Raw genomic sequence first — 20,693 nt, forward strand, 5'->3', positions numbered from 1 at the left:
CGCTGGACCATCGAACGCACCATGGCCTGGCTCGCCGGATGCCGACGTCTGCACCGCCGCTACGAACGCAAGGCCGACCACTTCCTCGCCTTCACCAGCATCGCCTGCACCCTGATCTGCTACCGCAGACTCACCAAATGAGATGACGTCTAAGGTACGCCGAGCCGATCGTGCCGAAGTCGCGTTCCGTAACCGTCACTTGGACATTGGAGGGGTCGGTGGTGGCCGCGAGCGTCATCAGGACGTCGGCGTCCAGGAGGCCCAGGAGCGTGGAGTCGTCGCTGTCCACGACGGCCAGGACCGGTACGTGCAGGGTGCGCGCGAGGCCGGCCAGGACCTGGGAGGCGCCTGGGAGGCGGTCTCAGCGTCAACTCCCCCGTCCAAGTGGCCGGTCCGGGCGCGCTCAGGCATTTTCACCCGGCGGGCACGACTTCCACATCGCTGCGCAAGGTCCGCTCCTCTGCGTCGGCCAGCCAGAAGAAGACCGGCGGCAGGCCGAGCTCGATCACCGCCAGTGCGATCTGAAACCACTGCGGCCATCCATGCACAGCGAGCGAGAGCAGCCGGCCCGCGCCCCCCAGTAGGAAAACGCCGGCCAGCCACCGCACCACCCGAGCCGGGATCGGACGCTGCCGCACGGCCCAGAGCCAGGCCAGCCCGTAGCCGGCGAACGCGGCCCCCATGAACCGGCCCCAGCTGTCGACCGTCGCACCGGCGGAAGCGGCACCAGGGATCGCCGCGTTGCCGAGTGCCACGTGGAAGAGGCCGATCGCCACGCAGGTCCAGCCCATCAGCTGTGCGAGTAGACGCAGAGTCCTGGCCATGATTCCTCCAAGCCGTCCTGAACGAAGCTTAGTTGACATGCGTCTACTACAATGGGTGCACTAGTAGACACATGTCAACTAAGCTCTGTTCATGCCTCCGCGCCGACGACTCAGCCCCGCCGACCGCCGCGCCCAGCTCCTCGCCGTCGGCGCACGGCTCTTCGCAGCCCACCCCTACGCCGACGTGCTGATGGAGGAAGTCGCCGAACAGGCCGGTGTCTCCCGGGCCCTGCTCTACCGTCATTTCCCCAGCAAGCACGCCCTCTTCGCAGCCGTCTACCAGCAGGCAGCGGATCAACTGCTCGCCGAAACACAGCTCGACCCCGCCGCCCCCCTGATGGAGCAGCTCATCCAGGGCATGGACGTCCATCTCGACTACTTCGTGGCGAACCGCAACGCCGTCCTCGCGGCGAACCGGGTCCTCGCGGGCGACCCGGTGATCCAGACGATCATGACGAACGAGCTGGACGCACTCCGTGCCCGACTGCTGGCCGTACTCCCGCTCGCGGACGAAAGCGCCCGCGAGGCCGTGTCCGATGTCCTGAAGAGCTGGCTGGTCTTCGTCCAGGTCCTCTGCGTCGACTGGCTTACCCACGAGACCTGTACCCGCACTCAGCTGCGCGACGCCTGCATCGGCGCAGTTCTCGGCGCCCTCCGGCCGCTGCTCGCCGAAGACCCTGCCCCCGACTGGCCGCCACAAGAGTCCGGCGCGGCTGCCCAGGGCTGCCCGCCCCACAACATGTAGAGAGCCCGATGCGCCGCCAGCAGGTCGGGCTCGAACGTCTGGATGGGGAAGCCGACGCTACAGGTGGGGAATGAGGTGGCGTTGCACCACGCTGAGGCGGCGATCCCGCTCGGCGACCCGGCAGTGGCGCCACACCTGTTGCGCACGATAGTGTCGATCACACCGGCGCTGAGCTGCACAAAAGGTAATCCGCTCGCCTCGCTCCACACGGTTACCCCCAGAGAAGACGGCATCGTGCCGACGGCCTGCTTGATCGCGTCAATTCGGGTGATCGCGTCGTCGAAGACGGTACCGGGGCACGGCCGCGGCACCGCGCCCGCCACCCTTACCCGGCGACCGTGCAGCAGACCGCGCCCATCCCCCACGCCCTCCCACCGTGCAGAGACCACCTGCAGCCGCGCCTCAGCCCCCTGCCACGGGCCGGCGGCCAGCAGGACCGTTCCGCTGCGCCGCAGTACGGCGGCCAGCCGCCGCGCGATCCGGTCGGGTACCGCTGGGGCCGACCAGGACGACGGGGACCGCCTCGCGACGGGTGGCCAGGACCTGCGCCCACTGCCGGCCCGGATCGTCGATCCGCACGCCGCTCGCCAGGTCCAGCCCCGCGGCCTCGGCTGCGAGCGCCCCCATCTGCGGCAAGCCCACCGCCGCCCAGCCGACGGCCTCCGTGGACGCTTCCGCCGCCAGCGCCAGCAGCAGCGGCATGTCCCCGCCGGCGCTTGCCGCCGTGCCGGGGCGGATCCGCCCGCACGGCAGCAGAGCACTCAGCGGCGAGGACGACGCCGACTCACCGGCGCCGCCCCCCGAACGCACGCTCGCCACCGGTCTTGCAGTCACGACTCGATATTCGTACATTCGTTCTAATGAATCAAGAGCGACAGCATGTGTTCCGCCGTGCGGGTCAGACCATCGATGTCCTGTGACATCGAACCTTGAGCGTGTGACATCGAAGTTTGGGCGGTGGCTCGTCGGCGCTCTGAGATGTTGACGCTGTCGGGGACTTTAAGGTGCGGGGAAAGCCATGCGATCTCCTGGCGGTTCCGGACACGTCCCGTCCCACCTCCGCCGACCGGCGGCTACCGGCGGGACCGGGCGCGCAGCTTGGACATCCAGCTCGGCAGCCAATGCATCACGGCCACCGTCGCGGCCAAGCTGCCGAGTGTCACGAGGAAGGCCCCCGGATAGAGGTGGTTCACCCAGCATGGCTGCCACTCGCTGCGGCAGGAGGCCGAGCCCTTTCCGGGGATCGCGCGGGATGCGGCCAACGCGCTCACGAGGGCCACTGCCGCGTACACGATGGCGGCCATGCCCCACCGGGTCGAGTGCTTGCTCCTGTCCGAGTAGACCCGGCGGAAGGAGCGCTTGGCAGCCGTGAACGTGATCGGGAGCAGCACGCCGACGGTGGCGCCGAATCCGATGCCCGACGCCGGCCAGTACGCGGACAGATTCCACAGCTCATCACCGAGCCACAGCGACAATGCAAGAAATCCGCCGAGGGCTACGAGCGCGGCGGCCTGCTTGGCGTTCTTCTTCCAGCTCGGGCTAGGCGCCGAACGCTTCACTAGCGGTCCTCTCGGTGGTCTTGTGCGTGCGGCCAGTGCGTAGTCGCTCAGCTCAGGTGCGTGCAACCCATAGATTCTGGGGACGCTGGTGAGGGCGCCCAAGCCGATCCCCCACCCGCGCGGCCCTGTCCAGCCCGCAACTGATCCGGCTCGCGGAAGACGTCCAAGAGCCCGTCGGCCAAGCCCGGATCCGCGTACGCTCCCGACTCCACCCCTGACGACCAGCCCACGTTGTGCCACTCAAACTTCGGTGGCACAAACCTAATGATCATCAAGGTTCGCTGGCAATGCTCAAGGTTCGACGACATGGGGCGATCGATCTCGAGAGAGCAGGATCAGCAGGCCGTCCTGCCGGGGATCTGCCCCTGGTCGCCGAGCCTGGCAGCCGTCATCTCAAGCGCTGCGCTTCGGCTTCTTCTTCGCGGACGGCTTCGTGGTCGCCTCCGGATCCGTGCTGACCGTTGCCGGACTTGGCGTCGGACTGGTGGTCCCCATCTGGATCAACCCCTGGTACAAGTCCCCGATGGCGGACGGCGGCTACGACGTGGCCGACTTCCGCGCCATCGACCCGCTGTTCGGCACCATCGCCAACGCCGAGCAGCTCATCGCCGAAGCCCACGAGCACGGAATCCGCATCATCCCGGACATCGTCCCGAACCACACCTCCGCGGGCACCCGCCGCATGCTGGTGGGCGCGGGCTATGGTCGAGTCCACCGAGACATCCCAGGTGATCAGTCCCTCGGCGTCGGCCTGAGCCTGCAACTGCTCGAAGATCCGGTGCCAGGTGCCATCCCGCTGCCAACGCCGGAACAGGCCATAGATCGTCTCCCACGGGCCGTACCGCTCGCGTACGTCCCGCCATGGAGCGCCAGCGCGGGTACGCCGGCGTATGCCGTCTATCAACTGCCTCTTGGTGTGCACCGGTGGCCGTCCAGGCTTCTTGCCCACCGGGAGCAAAGGCTCCAGCTTCGCCCACTGCGCATTCGTCAGATCATGCCGCCCCACGAAGTGGATCTTGACACATCAAGATCCACTTCTGAAGACGCACCCTAGTTGGGTGAGGGCCAGGTCGAGCATGTCGGCGAAGAAGTCGGCTGCGGTGGTGTCGATGCACAGCGGTGGCTTGATCTTGAGGATGTTGAGGTGGTCCCCGGTGGGCTGGACGATCACGCCGAGGGCGAGCATGCGGTCGCAGAGTTCGGCGGTCTCTTCTGTGGCGGGTTCCAGGCCGGCGCGGTCCCGGACGAGTTCGAGGCCGAGGTAGAGGCCCGAGCCGTGGACGGCGCCGATGATGCCGTAGCGGTCGGCCAGTGCCTCGAGCCGGCTTTTCAGATGGCCGCCGACGCGCGCCGCGTTGCCCTGGAGGTCTTCGTCGCGCAGGGTGTCCAGGACGGTGAGGCCCACGATGCTGGAGACGGGGCTGCCGCCGGTGGAGGAGAAGAAGTAGCCCTGGTCGCGGTACCGGTCCGCGACCGCCTTCGACGTGATGACGGCACCGAGGGGGTGTCCGTTGCCCATGGCCTTGGCGACACAGACGATGTCGGGGACGACCTGCTGCTGCTCGAAGCCCCAGAACCAGTGTCCCAGGCGGCCGTATCCGACCTGGACCTCGTCGGCGACGGCCAGACCGCCGTGACGCCGTACCGCCGCGTACACCTGGGCGAGATAGCCGTCGGGAAGGGCGACTCCTCCGGCGTTCCCGTAGAAGGTCTCGCCGATGAATGCTCCCGCCGGGCGGCCGGCAGCGGCCAGTTCGTCGATCACCGCGACGGCCTCGGGTGCGTAGCGCACGGCATCCGACCCGCGGTGGCGGCCGCGGTAGGAGTTGGGCGAGTCCACGGTGTGCACCCAGCTCGGGCGGTTGGCCAGGGCGTTCGGGTTGTCCTGGAGCGAGGTGGAGACCGCGTCGGAGGCGTACGTCCAGCCGTGGTACGCCTCGCGCAGCGCGACGACGTCGTGTTGGCCGGACGCCCCGATGGCCAGGCGAAGGCCCAGATCCACCGCTTCTGAACCGGAGTTGACGAGGAACACCGTGTCCAGAGGGTCGGGAAGGAGGTTGGCGAGGCGCTCGGTGAACTCCACCACGGAGGCGTAGTGGAAGCGCGAGTTGGTGTTGAGCCGCCGCAACTGCCGGGAGACCGCCTGCTCGACGCGGGGGTGGGCGTGGCCCAATGGAGTGACGTTGTTGACGATATCGAGGTACGACCGGCCGTCGGTGGACAGCAGATGGTGGCGCCAACCACGTTCGATACGCGGAGGGTTGGCGTAGTAGTGCTCCTGCACGGTGGCGAACGCGGCGTCACGCCGGTCGAGCAGGTCCCTCTCGGGCGTACGGTCGGAGTCGGCCGGGAGGCCGAGGAGCGGGGCGGGGTCGGCGGTGAGCGCGAGCCAGCCGGCGGCGTACTCGGGACGAACCAGTCGCGGGGCAGCGGGGCCGTCGGCGTCGCGCAGTGCAACGTGGACCGAGGCACCTGAGCTGAGGTGGGTGATGTCCTCGCCCGCCTGCACCGTCGCACCGGTGGTGACCACGGGCCGGACCGCGCGGGGGAAGGACAGCGACAGCGCCTGCGCGCCGTAGGTGAGTTCCACGTGGCCCGGCGCCGCAGCGAGGACCTTCCCCGCGGCGGGCACCTGCACCACGGCATCCCGGCCGAGCCAGAGGTCGATTCCGGTGGGCACCGTGGCGGTGGACACCGCCGACAGCGCCGGTGTCCGAGTGAGTCGCGCCTGGGCGTACCGGGTGGCGACAGCGGCCGCTCCGTCCGCGAGCGCGGAGGTCACCAGCCGGACCTCGGTGCCGGCGTCCGTCCAGGCTCCGTGGTCCATGGAATCGGCTTCGGTGGACAGGTCGAGGAGGGTGATGTCATCGGCGACGAGGCCCCGCAGGAGAGGGCGCACCGGCGCATCGGCCTGCGCGGTCCGGGCAGGCACGGCGGCCATGCCGATCGCGTCCCCGATGAGGCGGATCATCACCGGCAGGGGCAGACGGGTGGCCTGTTCGAATATGCGCCATTCGCGGTCGAGCGCGGCCTTGGCGTAGACGTTGTTCTCGTCGACGGCGGCCTGGTGCCGCCCGCTGGCCACCAGGACGGCGGCGCGCAGGACCACGATCGGCCACACCGCCTCGGCTTCCTCGGGGGAGAGCGGCCGAACGGCGTGGAAGGCGCGGACGGCCGGCAGCACGTGGTGAGGCTCGATACCGTCGTGGTGGAGCATCGAGGACAGTGACACGGCGAGTTCGCCGACCGCCCAGCTTGTGGTCACGTCACCGAAGTCGATGACCCCGTCCGGCATGGGCGGACGGCTGTCGGGACAGCGGATCAGATTGTCGTCGGTGAGGTCCAGGTGCACGGCCTGCGACGGCAGCGTGGCGGCGAGCTTCTGGACATGTGCCCAGGCCTCGGCGGTCGCGGTCCGGACGGCGGTGCGCCGGTCGGGTTCGTCGATGTGCCCGGCGAGCTTGGCGACGACGCGATCGGCGTGCTGCGGGTCCCACTGGAGCACGCGGTCGAGGCCCGGGTGCCGGAAGTCGCGCAGGGCGGTGCCGACCTTTGCGACGATCGTGCCCATGCCCGCCACGCTGCCGGGGGACAGGTGCCGTGGTCCCGAGAGCGTGCCGCCGGGCAGGTGGCGCAGCAGGCGCGCGACGGCCGGACCGTTCTCGGTGTCCACCGTCGTGCGCCGCGGGGTACCGTCAGGGCGGCGCAGGACCGTGGCGATGCGCAGTTCCGGGCGGGCCGAGGCGATCAGGTCGGCTGCCGCGTCCTGGGCTTCGATCTCCACCGTGCCGAAGGCGGGGTTGGCGATCTTCAGAATCGCCGCGGGCGTCCCGTCGTCGGCGTGCAGCAGGAAGTTGGCGTCCTGCTGGCTGCCCAGCGCCTGCGCGCGAGCAGTGATGCCGAGGTGTTCGGCAGCGATGAGCTCAGCCTCGGCCGGCGCCATGCGGGGTGCGGGAAGGGCGTCCTTGGTGAAGAAGTCGATCGTGCGGTACTCGTCGGGCAGCATGCAGGTTCCTCCGCTGGTGCGGGCAAACAGGGCTCGGACGCTCGGATCCCTCAGTCGACGTGCCACAAGAAGCGGTGAGTGTGAATCGCGAAGTAGGGGAAGTTCTCCACGGATGCGACACCCTCGACGGGCCGCACGACGTCGTTGATGAAGTCCAGAAGATCCCGAGGCTGAGGGCACACCACCTCCGCGAACAGGTCGAAGCCGCCGGCCGTCAGGACCGTGTACACGACTTCGTCGTGCCGGGACAGTTCATCGGCGACCGCCCGGGAATCGCCGTCGATGCGCAAGCCCAGGAGTGCCATCGACTGCTGGCCCATCGTCATCGGGTCGGTCACTCCGACGACCTGGACCGCCTTGGTGTCGATCAGCCGCTGCAGCCGGAGCCTCGCGGCCGAGGGTGACAACCCCACCTTCGGACCCAGATCGGCGTAAGGGATCCGGCCGTCGACCTGCAGCTCCCGCAGGATGGCCCGGTCGATGTCGTCCATGCAGCACCTCTCTCTCCTGCGTGAACGGCAGACATTGCGCCTGTTTCAAGCACAATGCCGGACCCGTGTGCTCGATTCAAGTGTGAAGACGATGGAATCGAGCGAATCGTGTGGCGGGTTCCCGTGCGCGCTCAAGAGTCCTGACGTTGTGTGAGGACCCGGCGACCGAAGGTCTCCGAGTCCTGTTCCGGACGGCTGTGGGGGCCAGGGCTTCCTCCGGTCGTGCAGGAACACTCGTGCTGCCGGAGCCGTTCGTGCCTGTTGTTCGCCGGGCCGGCGTCCCCGTGGACGCTCCTCCCCCGGCTCCACCGGCTCCCCCGATCAGGAGTCCGCGAGGAGGCCGTCGTCCAGGAACTCCCGTACGTGGCGCAGGACTTGCGCCCGATCCATGCCCCGCAGCCCTATCGCCACATGGATGGAGAACCCGTCGAGCAGCGCCCGCAGTCGGGCGGCGAAACGGTCCGGGTCGACCGGCCGGAACTCGCCCCTCGACACCCCCTCCGCCAGCAGTGCCACCAGGTCGCGGTGCCAGGCGCCTTCGATCGCGGCCTGGCGGTCGCGCCCCGCGTCGTCGGCGTTCTGCGAGCGGTTCCAGACCTCCAGCCACAGCGTCCAGTGCGGGTCCCGGTGGCCGTCGGGCACATACAGGTCGACGTACGCGTCAAGCCGCTCACGGGCGGACGTGGTGCGGGTCAGCAGCCGGCCGCGCTCGGCGCCGAGCCGGCCCTCGCTCCACTCCAGGGCCTGGAGCAGCAGTTCGTCCTTGGAGTGAAAGTAGTAGAGGAGATGGCCGCTGCTCATCCCGAGCTCACGACCGAGCGCCGCCATGGTGAGCTTCTCCAGACCGCGCTCGGCGATCATGTCCATGGCGGCGGCGAGCACGTCCTCGCGGGGCGGAGCGGGGGTGCGGCGGCGGGCTCCCGGGGCGGTCATGCCGCACGCCCCGGCGCACCGCAGCAGCCGATCTCCTGCGAGGCGGGGTCGGCGCGGAGACGGCCGCGGGTGTCCTCGGGGTGGACCGCCAAGGTGTCACGCGGCCCGGCGGTCGTCATGAACCCCTGCCCGTCGGGGTCCCCCACGGCCCCGTCGGGGTTCTTGCGGCCGTCGTGCTCCGGGCGGGTCGGCACCTCGGGCAGGAGCCGCAGCCGCAGCGGCCGGGTCAGCCGTGTTCCGCGGGTGACGCAGGTCAGCACATTCACCCGTAAGTTCTACCTGACCACGGCCCTCGGCTGCTGCTGCGTGACGCAGTGGATGCCGCCGCCGCCCGCGAAGATCGTCCGCGCGTCCACCAGTGTCACCGTCCGCTGCGGGAACAGCCGTCGGAAGATGCCGGCCGCGATCTCGTCCCGGGGGTCGTCGAAGCCGCACAGGACGACGCCGCCGTTGCAGAGATAGTGGTTGATGTAGGAGTAGTCGGCCCAGTGGCCGTCGGCCTCCAGGACGGTCGGGGCGGGCACCTCGACGACCTCCAGGCGCCGGCCGCGCGCGTCGGTCTGCGCCTTCAGCAGGCCGACGACCTCCTGCGTCACCTCGTGGTCGGGGTGGGCCGGGTCCGGCTGCACATGTGCCACGAGCACACCGGGACGGGCGAACGCGGCGACGATGTCCACATGGCCGAGGGTGCCGAAGCCGTACGGGGGGTAGTCGCCGGTGAGGCCGCGCGGCAGCCAGATCGCCTTGCGGGTGCCGAGGTGGGCGTGGATCTCGGCCTCCACCCGCTCGCGGGTCCAGTGCGGGTTGCGTTCCGGCCCGAGCTGGACCGTCTCCGTCAGCAGGACCGTGCCCTCGCCGTCGACGTGGATGGCACCGCCTTCGTTGACGAGTTCCGAGGTGTACGTCTTCGCTGAGCCCGCGAGGTCGGAGACGTACACGGCGATCTTCGCGTCGTGCTCCCAGCGCGCCCAGTCCTGGGCACCCCAGCCGTTGAACGCCCAGTCTACGGCCGCGAGTTCACCGGCGCCGTTGGTGAGGAACGTGGGCCCGATATCGCGCATCCAGGCGTCGTCGAGGTCCCGCTCGACCGTGTCGATGCCGTGCCCGAGCAGAGCGCGCGCCTCGGCCGACTGTCCGGGGCCGCACACCACCGTCACCGGCTCGAAGCGGCGCACCGCGCGGGCGACCGAGGCCCAGGCGATGCGCGCGGCGGCGAGGTCCTCGGGGTCGTCGAAGGTCGGGTTCGGGCCCGGCCACGCCATCCAAGTGCGCTCGTGCGGGGTCCACTCGGCGGGCATACGGAAGCCGTCGGCGGCAGCAGACATGAGTGATCCTTACAGGCTGTGACATTCAAAAGAAATACAGGCGGTTGAGGGAGACGGACTCGGCCGGTTCGGAGCGCAGCGGCTCTCCGTCGAGCGTGACCAGCCCCGTGCGCTGGTCCACATCGACCGCTCCGGTACGGGAGTTGAGGCACAGGTCGGCCGGGCCGATGCCGCGCGTGCCCCGTACGGCGACCCTGCGGCGCCGGGTCGGCATCGAGTCGTTGCCCTGGTCGACGGCCGCCCGGGCGACGAAGGCGACCGAGATGTCGGCGGGCGTGGCGCCGTGGGCCCCGAACTGCGGGCCGAGGACGAGGGGTTCGCAGGTGTCGGTGGCGGCGCCCGGGTCACCGACCACGCCGTACGCCGGGAAGCCGGCCTTGAGCACCAGCTGCGGCTTGGCGCCGAAGTACTCCGGCCGCCACAGCACGATGTCGGCGAGCTTGCCGACCTCGATCGACCCCACCTCGTGGGCAAGGCCGTGCGCGATGGCCGGGTTGATCGTCAGCTTGGCCATGTAGCGCAGGACGCGCTCGTTGTCGTGGTCGTCGGGTGCGCCGAACTCGGCCTTCATCTTCCCGGCCATCGCGAACGTACGGCGGACGGTCTCGCCGGCCCGCCCCATCCCCTGCGCGTCCGACGACGTGATGCCGATCGCCCCCAGGTCGTGCAGCACGTCCTCGGCACCCATGGTCCCGGCGCGGATGCGGTCGCGGGCCATGGCGGCGTCGCCGGGCAGGTCGGGCTTGAGGTCGTGGACGGAGATGATCATGTCGTAGTGCTCGGCGACGGCGTCCCGGCCAAAGGGGAGGGTGGGATTGGTGGAGGAGCCGATGACGTTCGGGACGCCGGCCATCTTCAGCACGTTCGGGACGTGTCCGCCGCCGCAGCCCTCGATGTGGAAGGCGTGGATGGTCCGGCCCTCCAGCACGCGCAGGGTGTCCTCGACCGACAGGCATTCGTTCAACCCGTCGCTGTGCAGGGCCACTTGGACGTCGTGTTCCTCGGCGACACGCAAGGCGGTGTCCAGGGCGCGCGTGTGGGCGCCCATGTCCTCGTGCACCTTGAAGCCGGACGCGCCGCCCTCGGCGAGGGCCTCCACCAAGGGCGCCGAGGAGGACGACGAACCGCGCCCGAGGAAGCCGATGTTGACCGGCCAGGCGTCGAAGGCGTTGAACGCGTGCCGCAGCGCCCACGGCGAGTTGACCCCGACGCCCCACACGGGCCCGAACTCCTGCCCGATGATCGTGGTGACGCCGGAGGCGAGCGAGGCTTCCATGATCCGCGGCGACAGCAGGTGGACGTGGGTGTCGACGGCTCCGGCGGTCGCGATGAGCCCCTCGCCGGACACGATCGAGGTCCCGGTGCCCACGACGACGTCGACCCCGTCGAGGGTGTCGGGGTTCCCGGCCCGCCCGACCGAGCAGATCCGGCCTTCCCTGATGCCGATGGAGACCTTGCGGATCCCCAGCGCCGCGTCGATCACGACGACGTTGCTGATGACCACGTCACAGGTCTCCCGGACGGCGGCCGCCTTGAGGTGCAGTCCGTCCCGGGCGGTCTTGCCGAACCCGGCGAGGAACTCGTCGCCGTAGCGCTGGGAGTCGGACTCGACGCGGATCGTCAGGCCGGAGTCGCTCAGCCGGATCCGGTCGCCCGCGCGCGGGCCGTGGGTGGCGGCGTACTCGTACGGGCTGAGGCGGCGGGCCTCGGCGGGGTGGCCTCCTGGGCGGCTCATCGCTCGACCTCCGTATCAGGTGTTTCCGGTACGCCGAGGTAGCCGCAGGCGGCGGCGCGGCGCAGTGCCTCCTCGCGGGCGCCGGGCGCGTCCAGTGCCCCGTCGACCAGACCGGCGAACCCGATCGCGATCCGGTCGCCCCCGATGGGCACCAGCCCGACCTCGAGGCTCTCCCCCGGCCCGAACCGCACGGACGACCCGGCGGGTACGGCGAGCCGCATCCCATAGGCCCTCTCCCGTGCGAAGTCGAGCCGCGGGTTGGCCTCGAAGAAGTGGAAGTGGGAGGTGACGGAGACCGGCACGGTGGCGGTGTTGGTGACCGTCAGCCGGACGGCCGCCTCGGGCTCGGCGTGCTCGGGACCCGGCAGCAGCACGCCCGGAGCCCACTCACCGAGACTCCCGCCGATCGGGTCGCTCACGACCGCGAGCCGCGAACCGTCGTCGAAGACCGCCTCGACATGCACCTCGGTGACGACGTCCGCGACACCCGGCAGCACGTCGTCCGGGCCGAGCACGGATCTGGCGCGCTCGACGGCCTCCGCGAGCCGGGCACCGTCGCGGGCGGCCTCGCAGACGGTGTCCGCGATCAGCGCGGTCGCCTCCGGCACGTTGAGCCGCAGACCGCGGGCGCGGCGGGCACGGGCCAGCTCGGCGGCTCCGAAGAGCAGCAGCCGGTCACGCTCCGTGGGAGTCAGTCTCATGCCGTGGGCACCTCCTCACTTCACTCAGTTAGAGCAACACTCTAAGCATGGAATGCCTGGGGGCGAAGTTTTGACTCAGCCAAACCGATCCCCCACATTGCACGTCGCTCTAATCCTCGAGACACCTCAGGCGGCCGATCAAGGGAGACCTGCATACCCACGGAACAGCGCAGAGTCGACACCATCCCCGACGAGGAACGCACGAGCGGCCCGCGGGACCTGGTCTCGAATGCCGCCGGCGAGGAGCGTCCGCCAGTGCTTGCCGTTGTCCGTCGTCACCAGCAAGCCGCGCACGCGCTCGTCCTCGCCCTCGCTCTGAGTGAGGGACAGTGCCGCGGTGCCGCCCCGCACGCGGCGAAGGTCCCAGCCGACAGCGCCGCACGACCCGCCGACCCGCATGGGCCGGTCGGCGGGCTGGAAGCCGCACCGCGTCGGGTCGATTCACGTCCTGGCGGGCTCGTCGTCGAGGCGGAACCTCGGGTCGCCCGGTACGGACGCGAGGAGTTGAGCGGTGTACGGGTGATGCGGCGCGGCGAAGGTGGCTCCGGTCGGGCCGAGTTCGACGACGTCCCCGTGCAGCAGGACCGCGACCGTGTCGCTGACGTGCCGGACGACGGCCAGGTCGTGCGAGATGAACAGCATCGTCAGCGAGAGCCGACGGCGCAGATCGGCGAGCAGGTTGAGGATCTCGGCCTGGGTCGTCAGGTCGAGGGCCGAGGTGATCTCGTCGGCGATGACGAACCGGGGACGCGGTGCGAGGGCCCGTGCGATCGCCAGCCGCTGCCGTTGGCCGCCGGAGAACTCGTGCGGGTAGCGGTCCATGGTGTCCGGGTCGAGGCTCACCTGGCTGAGCAGCTCGGCGATCCGGGTCCGGACCGGTTTGACCCTGGCCCGGATCGGATCGAGTGCCTCGGCAAGCGACTGCGCGACGGTGCGTCGCGGGTCGAACGAGGAGTACGGGTCCTGCGGGATCATCTGGACCGTCGCGGCTCCCGCCCGTCCGCGCGAGGTGCGCAGCGGGGCGTCGTCCACGAGGATCCGGCCGCTCGACGGCCTGTGGACGCCGACGAGTGTCCGCGCGAGCGTCGTCTTGCCCGACCCGGACTCGCCGACGAGTGCGAGGGTGCTGCCCCGGGGGATGTCGAACGAGACTCCCTTGAGCACCCTGCGGGCCGCGGCGCCGTGGCCGAGCTCGACGGTGAGGTCGTTGACGCGCAGCAGCGGGGCGGCCGTCTGCGGGTCCGGAGCGGTGGCGATGGCGGACATCAGCGGCTCCCTTCCGCGGCCGGGGGGCGGTCCGCGGCTTTGTCGGAAAGGTCGTCAGACGGCGCCCCGCTCGGCTGCGCCGCATGCGCGCCGGCCGTCCACCGGACGGCGCTGAGGGTTCCGCCGGCCTCGGCCGCGGCGGGCGTCGCCGCGAGCAACGCGCGGGTGTACGGGTGGGTGGCCCTCCCCCGGCGCAGGTCGCTGCCGGTCGTCCGGTCGACGACCCGGCCGCCGTGGAGCACCAGGACGGTGTCACAGAGCACGCCGACCACGCCGATGTCGTGCGAGATGAACAGCATCGCCGTGCCGTGCTCGCGGTTGATGCGCCGGAACTGGCGCAGCACCTCCGCCTGGACGGTGACGTCGAGGGCCGTCGTCGGTTCGTCGGCGATGAGCAGCCGCGGATTCGTCGTCATCGCGGAGGCGATCGAGGCGCGCTGGAGCATGCCGCCGCTCAGCTCGTGCGGGTGCTGGCGCAGCCGCCGGTCCGGCTCTGTGACGTGGATGTCGGCCAGGGCGCGGACCATGTCCTGCGCGGCCTGACGCCGGGGCGTCCCCAGATGCACCCTGGCCACCTCGGTGAGCTGGGTGCCGAGCCTCAGCGCGGGGTTGAACGTGCCGATCGGGTCCTGGTAGACGATGCCGATCTCGGTCGCGAGGCGTCGCTCCGGCGGTGTTCCGAGCAGGTCGAGGTCGCCGAGGGCAAGGCGCGACGCGTTCGCCCGTACGCCCTCGGGGAGCAGGCCCGCGACCGCCATGGCGATGGTGGACTTGCCCGAGCCCGACTCCCCGACGAGGCCGACGATCTGGCCGGCCCCGATGGTGAACGACACGTCGTCGACGAGTGTCCGGTCGCCGGCCCGCACGGTCAGCCCGGCGACGGTCAGCAGGCCGTCCGGCTCCGTGCCGGACGCTGCCCCCGCACCGCCCGACGCCTGAAGCGCCTGAGGCGCCTGCGCCGCCTGCGCCGCGCCGTCCTGTGCCGGGGCGGCCGGTCCCGCCGCGTCCGCCGTCTTGGCCGGTGCGGGCGCTGTGCCGCGGGTTCGCGGGTCGACGAGTGAGGCCACGCCGTCTCCGAGGAGCATGGCGCCCACACCGGTGACGATGAGCATGATCGACGGAGCAAGGACGATCGACGGCTGGGCGAAGATCGACGGCAGCGCCTCGTTGAGCAGCCGGCCCCAGTCGTACTGCGGGTTCTGCACACCGAGGCCGACGAACGACAGACTGCTGATGTCGAGCAGGGACAGGGTGAAGCTCGAACCGAGGAGCACCAGCAGAGGCCCGCTGATGTTCGGCAGGACATGCCGGCCCAGGATGCGCAGGCCGGGAACGCCGAGCAGGCGCGCGGTGAGCACGTAGTCCTTGTCCGCGACGGTCGCGGCGAGATTCGCCGTCAACCGCGCGAACCCGGGGACGCCGGCGACGGCGATCGCGACGATCGCGGACCCCATGCCCGGCCCGAGCACCGCCGCGATGACGAGGGCGAGCACGAGCGAGGGGAAGGCCACCGCCGAGTCGATGAGCCGCAGACAGGTCTCGCGCAGCCACCCGGGGGCCAGGTGGACCAGCGCGCCGATCGCGACGCCGACGACGAACGAGGCGGCGGTGGCGGCGGCGGCCATGAGCAGGGTGAGGCGGGTCGCGACGAGCGCCCGGGCGAGGACGTCACGGCCGAAGGCGTCGGTGCCGAGGAGATGCTCGGCACCGGGCCCCAGCCGGGCGTCGTCGGTGAGGGTCTCGGCGGAGTCGCTCAGCAGCGGCGGGGCCACGAGGGCCACGACGAGGAGCAGTCCGAGGATCACCGCGCCGGACAGCAGCGACGGGTTGCGGCGCCATCGGCGCACGGTCGTGTCAGTGGCCACGACGACCTCCCTCAAGAGTGCGGGGGTCGACGATCCCGAGGACGACGTCGACGAGGAGGTTGACGAGCAGGGCGAGCATGCCGACGACGAGGATGATGCCCTGGATCACCGGATAGTCCTTGTAGATGATCGCCTGGACGACCTCGGTGCCGAGCCCTGGGTAGGTGAAGACGTTCTCCAGGATGATCGTCCCGCCGAGCAGGGACGTGAGGACGAGACCGCTCAGGGTGAGGACACTCGTCACGAGGTTGGGCAGCGCGTGGCGCAGGTGGAGACGCACGGATCCCAGACGGTGGCCGCGAGCGGTCCTCATGTAGTCCTGGGCGAGCACCGAGGCCGTCTCCTGCCGGACGACCCGGGCGATGGCGAAGGCCGGGCCGATGCAGAGCGCGGCGATCGGCAGGACGAGCGCGCTCGGTGTCGTGGCGCCGCCGGACGGCAGCAGCCCGAGGCTGATCGAGAACAGGACGATGAGGAGGGTCGCGACGACGTAGACCGGCGCCGACGCGAGGAGCCCGGCGACCGTGCCGAAGCCGACGCCGAGCCGGCGGCGGCGTCCGTCACGGGTGAGGACACCGACGGTCATGCCCAGCGGGACGGCGATGACCAAGGAGAGCAGGACGGCCGGGATGACGAGCTGGACGGTGTACGGCAACCGTGTCGCGACGATGTCCGCGACCGGGGTGTCGAACCGGAACGAGGTGCCGAGCCGTCCGGACGCGATGTCGCCGAGGTAGTGGACGAACCGCGTCGCCATCGGCTCGTCGAGGCCCAGTCGTTCGCGTATCGACGCGAGCGCGGCCGGGGACGAGTTGGTGCCGGCGATCGCGCGGGCCGGGTCCCCGGGCAGCAGGGGCACGATGAGGAACGTCACGAGGACGAGCAGCAGCATGGACATCAGCAGGCCGCCCGCCCGGCGGACGGCGAACCCGGCCCAGCCACCGCGCAGCCGCGTCCGGGGCACGCGCCGGACGGGTGCGGCCGGCACCGGCCCGGCCGGGACCGCGGACCCGGCGCTCACAGCGCCGCCGCCGTGAGCGCCGCGTCGTCCGGATGCCGCTCGTGCCAGCGGAACCGTGGTTCGAGCTGGGCCGAGAGTCGCAGCAGCGTCGCCTCGTCGTAGGGTGCGCCGACGAGTTGCGCGCCGACCGGCAGCCCGTCCGGGGTCGTATGGACGGGCAGCGAGATGGCGGGCAGCCCGGCGATGTTGACGAACGCGGTGAATGACACCATCCGGGTCTCGGTGGCCCGCGGGCCGTCCGGGTCGGAGTTCGCCTCGTCGTACACGGGGCCGACCGGTGGCGCCACGACCGCCGTGGTCGGGGTGAGGAGAACGTCGAAGTCCTTGCCCCACTGGGCGACCACGTCGCGTGACTCGGCCTGCAGGAGCGCCGCCGTCCGGGCGTAGTCGCCCGCGGTGACCTCGAGGGCGGTTTCCCGGCGGCGCCGGATGTAGGGGTCCACCGCGTCGGGATCGTCGACCTCGATGGCGTAGGTGGAGGCACTGATGATCGTCCAGGTGAAGCCCATGATCGCCTCGTGCGAGAACATCTTCGGGCGGGCCTCGACGACGTCGTGTCCCAGGTCGCGCAGTGCCTGCGCGGCCGTCAGCGCCGCCTTGCGGCACTCCTCGTCGACCGGCAGCCCGGTCGGCGCGTCGAGGAGCAGGCCGATCCGCAGCCGCCCGGGATCGGCACCGACCTCCTCGATGTACGGGCGACCCGGTTCGGGCGCGCTGTACCAGGCGAGCCGGTCGGCACGGCCCATGACGTCGAGCATGAGGGCCGCGTCGCGCACGGTGCGGGTGATCGCGCCTTCGGTCGTCGAGTGTTCCCAGCCCCGGACGAACGCGGGCACGCGTCCCCGGCTCGGCTTGAGGCCCACGAGGCCGGTGACGGACGCCGGGACCCGGATCGATCCGCCGCCGTCGCCGGCGTGCGCCACCGGGGCGAGCCCGGCCGCGACGGCCGCCGACGCGCCGCCGCTCGACCCGCCGGAGGTGTGCGCCGGGTTCCACGGGTTGCGCGTCTTGCCGTGCCGGGCGTTCTCGGAGACGGTCAGCGCACCGAACTCCGGCGAGTTCGTCCGGCCGAGGGGGATCGCGCCGGCGTCGAGGAGGAGCTGGACGTCGGGGTCCGTGAGCGTCTGCGGAGTGTCGCGGATCGCCAGCGAGGACATCGTGTTGGGTTGTCCCGCGACGGAGCTGAGGTCCTTGATGGGGACGGGGACGCCGTGCAGCGGGCCGAGCGGTTCGCCGCTCAGCACCGCCCGCTCGGCCTTGACGGCCGCCGCGCGCACGGCGTCGGCGTCGAGCCAGACGACGGCGTTGACGGCGGGATTGATCCGCTCGATGCGGTCGAGGTAGGTCTCGGCCACCTCCACCGGGCTGACCTCTTTCGTGCGCACGAGGTCGGCGATCTGCTGGGCGGTACTGAAGGGGTCGATCACCAGGGGGCTCCTGTCGGAAAGGTGCAAGGGGCTCGGTGCGGGGCTCCGGAACAGCGCGGGGATCTCCGTGCCGGACGGGTCGGGTCCGGCCGCGTGGGTCTCCGCCGCGTGCAGACGGCCTGTCCGTCAGCCGGTGATGCGCAGGATGGGGTCGTCGAGCGAGCCGCCGAGCATCTGTGCGCTGAATCCCTTGCGCAGTGCGTAGATGAACGGGTCGTTGACCAGCGGCACCGCGTCCACCTGCGAAATCAGGGCCTTGGCAGCCGTCTGGTAGGCGGCGCAGCGGGCCTTGTCGGTCGTCGCCTCGGCGCCCTGGGCGAAGGCCTTGTTCACCACGGGGTTCTTCACCGCGCCGAGGTTGCCGCCGCCTTCGGGGACGGTCGGGCCCACGAAGTGGGCGAGCGGGTTGGCGAGGCTGCCGAGGAAGTTGAGGTCGGCGAAGACCGTGAGGTCCCAGGCGTCAGGCTTGCCGAACACGGTCCCGACCCAGGCCCCGACGTCGACGTTGGCGAGGGTGACGTCCGCGCCCGCGGCCCGCAGCGCCTCCTGGATGTACTGGTTTCCGGCGCCGGCGGGCCCGACGACCTGGGGGCCGACGAGGCGGATCTTCTTGCCCTTGAGCACGTCCGCCGCGGCGGCTTTGTCCGTCGGTACGAGGAAGGAGGAGCCGGGTTCGTTGCAGGGGACGCCCTTCTGCACGAACATCGTCGACGGCTCACCCGTGTCCTTCGAGACGACCTTGGTGAAGGCGACGCGGTCGACGGCCTGGGCGACCGCCCGGCGAGTGGCGACGTCCGCGAAGACCGTGCCGGGTCGTTCGTTGAAGAGCAGGTAGAAGTCGGAGAACCGGCTGATGCTCACGCTGTGGCCGCCCACGCCGTCGAAGCGCGGGATGCCGGAGGCGTCGATCTTGCCGATGTCGAGCTGGCCGCTTGTCACGAGGTTGCCGGTCGCCGTCGGGTCGGGCGAGACCAGGTACTCCAGTGTCGCGGCGACCTTGCCGGAAATATTCGTGCGCCAGGCCGGCCATGCCTTGTACTCCGGGCGAAGCGTGTAGGAGTACGAGACGCCGGACTGGGACTTCTCAAGAAGGTACGGGCCGGACTGGGAACCCTTGGCCTTACCGGCGGCAAGGGCCTTGAGGTCCTTGAGTCCCGCAGGGCAGACGATGCCCGTGCTCGCGACCGACAGGCCGGTGACCATGTCGCCCCACGGCCTGGCGAGCGTGATCTTCACCGTCCGCGCCGCGTCGTCGGCGGTCACTTTCACCGTGTTGCCGGGGCCGAAGACCGTGGGGAGATCGGGCGCCGCCGTCTTCGGGTCGATGTAGCGGTCGAGGGACGCCTTGACGACCGTCGGCGTGATCGGCGTCCCGTCGGCGCAGGTCGCGTCGGCGCGCAGGGTGAACGTGGCCGAGGTGGGCGTGTTCTTCCACTTGGTGGCGAGCCCGCCGACGAGCCCGCCGTCGTCCTTGCGCACGAGGGTGTCGTAACTGTTCCGGGCCAGCTGGTAGTCCGGCAGTGACAGAGCCTTGGCCGGGTCGAAGCCGGCCGGCACGTCGATCGTCGTCCGGATCTTCGTCGCCGTGGCGGCATCGCCGCCGCTCGGGTCTCCGGACGTCGATCCCGTGGTGGTACAGCCGGCGAGTACGGCCGTCATGGCGACGGCTGCGGTCACGGGGACCGCGCGGGTACGGGTCTGGCGCATGGGTGCTCCTGGAGAGGGATGTCGCGCTCTGCGCAGGTCGCACGGGATCGGGCGGGACGAGCGCGAACAGTTCGGGGTGGAGGCGGTGCGCGCGGCGCTCGGTGGACGCCGCTTGGGAGCGAGCCCTGGAGCACTCGGTGTGGAGAGGATGCAGCCAAGTGAATGGCGTAGTCAATAGCGTTCACTATCTTTGCGCCGCCCTTGCCGCCGATTTCGGCCGCGAGAACGCTGCTGGGCGGTGGTCGCGAAGACTGACGCGTGTCAGTCGCGCGGGAGGGTCGCCGCCTCCGCCTCAAGGGCCGCGAGGACGAGGTCCATCTGCCGGTGGAAGACGTCGGTCATGTCGATGCTGCGCAAGTGCTCCTTCGCCGCCTCGGCGTAGGGGTACGCGTCAGGATCCGCCGGCTGGTACTCCTGCACCCAGTTCACCTCGGCGCCGAACCGCTGGTTGACCAGTCGCCAGGCGTTGTTGCTGGCGACGGCGAGGATGAAGTTCGAGAACGCCTGGTAGTGCAGGACGGCCGCCCGGCCGCGCCAGCCGCCGCGGTGGAACGCTTCCAGGACGGCGTCGACGGCACGCAACTCGTGAACGCCCCGGGTGACTCTCCCCATGCAGAGCGCGGCGGCGGCCGGGTGGTCCAGCGCGGTGTTCCAGGCACGGGTCGCCAGGTCCCGCAGCGACTCGGTCCACGACTCGTGCGGCTCGTAACCCTCCAGGGAGATCCTGTCGAGCTCATCCGCGACGGCGACCATGATGTGATCGCGACTCGCGAAGTACCGGTAGACCGCGGTCGCGGAGGAGGACAGCTCCTTGCCAAGTCGCTGGAAGGTCAGCGCGTCCGGCCCGTCCTCGTCGAGGATCCGCAGCGCGGTCCCCACGATGAGCCCCCGGGAAAGAGTTCCCCGCTGGAGCCGCTTCGTCGACCGGCCTCCGGCAACTGCCACGCGAACGCCTCCCTCGGACGGACGGCGAGCACACGCTGCCGCGGCCTGCGCCTCCTTACCGGCGACAAGGAAACCAGCCTAAGCGACTGGTGTTGAGCGGATCGTCCTGGGCCCGGCCACCGGGGCGAACAAGGGACGCCGCT

At 70.7% G+C, this 20,693-nt stretch carries 20 protein-coding genes and 2 pseudogenes; 3 read left to right on the top strand and 19 right to left on the bottom strand.

All coding sequences use genetic code 11. The features are described 5' to 3' along the window. Positions 1-141 (top strand): transposase (locus ACGFNK_RS43540; protein ID WP_393424372.1); only part of this gene is annotated, 141 nt, incomplete at its 5' end. Here ACGFNK_RS43540 and ACGFNK_RS43545 read toward each other — a convergent pair. Both ACGFNK_RS43545 and ACGFNK_RS43550 read right to left on the bottom strand, forming a co-directional pair. Beyond that, entirely contained in the window at positions 131-289 is a 159-nt protein-coding gene (locus ACGFNK_RS43545; RefSeq protein ID WP_393426259.1) for a hypothetical protein, read from the bottom strand. The genes ACGFNK_RS43540 and ACGFNK_RS43545 overlap by 11 nt on opposite strands. Positions 290-413: 124 nt before the next feature. After that, positions 414-824, bottom strand: coding sequence for a DUF4345 domain-containing protein (locus tag ACGFNK_RS43550; protein WP_393426262.1), 411 nt, complete (start codon positions 822-824; stop codon positions 414-416). A 91-nt stretch (positions 825-915) separates the two neighbouring features. Between ACGFNK_RS43550 and ACGFNK_RS43555 the strand changes: the two genes are divergently transcribed. Further along, positions 916-1,569 carry a TetR/AcrR family transcriptional regulator gene (locus ACGFNK_RS43555; RefSeq protein WP_393426265.1) on the top strand — a complete coding sequence of 218 codons (654 nt, stop codon included), beginning with the start codon at positions 916-918 and terminating at the stop codon, positions 1,567-1,569. Positions 1,570-1,971: 402 nt separating this feature from the next. On the opposite strand, the gene ACGFNK_RS43560 is transcribed toward ACGFNK_RS43555, so the two are convergent. Both ACGFNK_RS43560 and ACGFNK_RS43565 read right to left on the bottom strand, forming a co-directional pair. Beyond that, positions 1,972-2,403 carry a hypothetical protein gene (locus tag ACGFNK_RS43560; RefSeq protein WP_393426268.1) on the bottom strand — a complete coding sequence of 144 codons (432 nt, stop codon included), beginning with the start codon at positions 2,401-2,403 and terminating at the stop codon, positions 1,972-1,974. Positions 2,404-2,642: 239 nt separating this feature from the next. Further along, positions 2,643-3,128, bottom strand: coding sequence for a hypothetical protein (locus ACGFNK_RS43565; RefSeq protein ID WP_393426271.1), 486 nt, complete (start codon positions 3,126-3,128; stop codon positions 2,643-2,645). A gap of 400 nt (positions 3,129-3,528) precedes the next feature. Between ACGFNK_RS43565 and ACGFNK_RS43570 the strand changes: the two are divergent. Further along, a pseudogene (locus ACGFNK_RS43570) lies at positions 3,529-3,795 on the top strand (alpha-amylase family glycosyl hydrolase); the annotation flags it as partial. 57 nt (positions 3,796-3,852) lie between these two features. Here ACGFNK_RS43570 and ACGFNK_RS43575 read toward each other — a convergent pair. The 15 genes and pseudogenes from ACGFNK_RS43575 to ACGFNK_RS43645 form a co-directional block, all read right to left on the bottom strand. Beyond that, positions 3,853-4,134 (bottom strand): annotated as a pseudogene (locus ACGFNK_RS43575) (transposase); the annotation flags it as partial. 18 nt (positions 4,135-4,152) lie between these two features. Further along, entirely contained in the window at positions 4,153-7,134 is a 2,982-nt protein-coding gene (locus ACGFNK_RS43580) for an aminotransferase (protein ID WP_393426274.1), read from the bottom strand. 50 nt (positions 7,135-7,184) lie between these two features. Next, positions 7,185-7,625 carry an Lrp/AsnC family transcriptional regulator gene (locus ACGFNK_RS43585; RefSeq protein ID WP_189327429.1) on the bottom strand — a complete coding sequence of 147 codons (441 nt, stop codon included), beginning with the start codon at positions 7,623-7,625 and terminating at the stop codon, positions 7,185-7,187. 321 nt (positions 7,626-7,946) lie between these two features. Next, positions 7,947-8,558, bottom strand: a complete 612-nt coding sequence (locus ACGFNK_RS43590) for a TetR/AcrR family transcriptional regulator (RefSeq protein WP_393426278.1) — start codon at positions 8,556-8,558, stop codon at positions 7,947-7,949. Continuing rightward, positions 8,555-8,824, bottom strand: a complete 270-nt coding sequence (locus ACGFNK_RS43595; RefSeq protein WP_393426281.1) for a hypothetical protein — start codon at positions 8,822-8,824, stop codon at positions 8,555-8,557. The genes ACGFNK_RS43590 and ACGFNK_RS43595 overlap by 4 nt, the downstream gene beginning before the upstream one ends. Before the next feature lie 9 nt (positions 8,825-8,833). Then, positions 8,834-9,883 (bottom strand): agmatine/peptidylarginine deiminase, encoded by a 1,050-nt coding sequence (locus ACGFNK_RS43600; RefSeq protein ID WP_393426284.1) that lies wholly within the window; start codon positions 9,881-9,883, stop codon positions 8,834-8,836. Between the two features lie 25 nt (positions 9,884-9,908). Further along, a complete protein-coding gene (locus ACGFNK_RS43605) occupies positions 9,909-11,618 on the bottom strand; it encodes an urease subunit alpha (protein ID WP_393426287.1) in 1,710 nt (569 codons plus the stop codon). Continuing rightward, positions 11,615-12,319: an urease subunit gamma gene (gene ureA, locus ACGFNK_RS43610; RefSeq protein ID WP_393426290.1), complete on the bottom strand. Its 705-nt coding sequence runs from the start codon at positions 12,317-12,319 to the stop codon at positions 11,615-11,617. Before ureA ends, ACGFNK_RS43605 begins: the two co-directional genes overlap by 4 nt. A gap of 138 nt (positions 12,320-12,457) precedes the next feature. Beyond that, positions 12,458-12,670, bottom strand: coding sequence for a hypothetical protein (locus tag ACGFNK_RS43615; protein WP_393426293.1), 213 nt, complete (start codon positions 12,668-12,670; stop codon positions 12,458-12,460). A 90-nt stretch (positions 12,671-12,760) separates the two neighbouring features. Then, positions 12,761-13,585 (bottom strand): ABC transporter ATP-binding protein, encoded by an 825-nt coding sequence (locus tag ACGFNK_RS43620; protein ID WP_393426296.1) that lies wholly within the window; start codon positions 13,583-13,585, stop codon positions 12,761-12,763. After that, positions 13,585-15,450, bottom strand: coding sequence for an ATP-binding cassette domain-containing protein (locus tag ACGFNK_RS43625; RefSeq protein WP_393426299.1), 1,866 nt, complete (start codon positions 15,448-15,450; stop codon positions 13,585-13,587). The genes ACGFNK_RS43620 and ACGFNK_RS43625 overlap by 1 nt, the downstream gene beginning before the upstream one ends. Continuing rightward, a complete protein-coding gene (locus ACGFNK_RS43630) occupies positions 15,440-16,471 on the bottom strand; it encodes an ABC transporter permease (RefSeq protein ID WP_393426302.1) in 1,032 nt (343 codons plus the stop codon). The genes ACGFNK_RS43625 and ACGFNK_RS43630 overlap by 11 nt, the downstream gene beginning before the upstream one ends. Further along, entirely contained in the window at positions 16,468-17,898 is a 1,431-nt protein-coding gene (locus ACGFNK_RS43635; RefSeq protein ID WP_393426305.1) for an amidase, read from the bottom strand. The genes ACGFNK_RS43630 and ACGFNK_RS43635 overlap by 4 nt, the downstream gene beginning before the upstream one ends. A 126-nt stretch (positions 17,899-18,024) precedes the next feature. Continuing rightward, positions 18,025-19,605: an ABC transporter substrate-binding protein gene (locus ACGFNK_RS43640; protein ID WP_393426308.1), complete on the bottom strand. Its 1,581-nt coding sequence runs from the start codon at positions 19,603-19,605 to the stop codon at positions 18,025-18,027. Between the two features lie 261 nt (positions 19,606-19,866). Next, positions 19,867-20,550 carry a TetR/AcrR family transcriptional regulator gene (locus tag ACGFNK_RS43645; RefSeq protein ID WP_393426311.1) on the bottom strand — a complete coding sequence of 228 codons (684 nt, stop codon included), beginning with the start codon at positions 20,548-20,550 and terminating at the stop codon, positions 19,867-19,869. Between the last annotated feature and the right edge of the window lie 143 nt (positions 20,551-20,693).

This window comes from Streptomyces sp. NPDC048825 (genome assembly GCF_043198355.1).
GTDB lineage: Bacteria > Actinomycetota > Actinomycetes > Streptomycetales > Streptomycetaceae > Streptomyces > Streptomyces xiangluensis.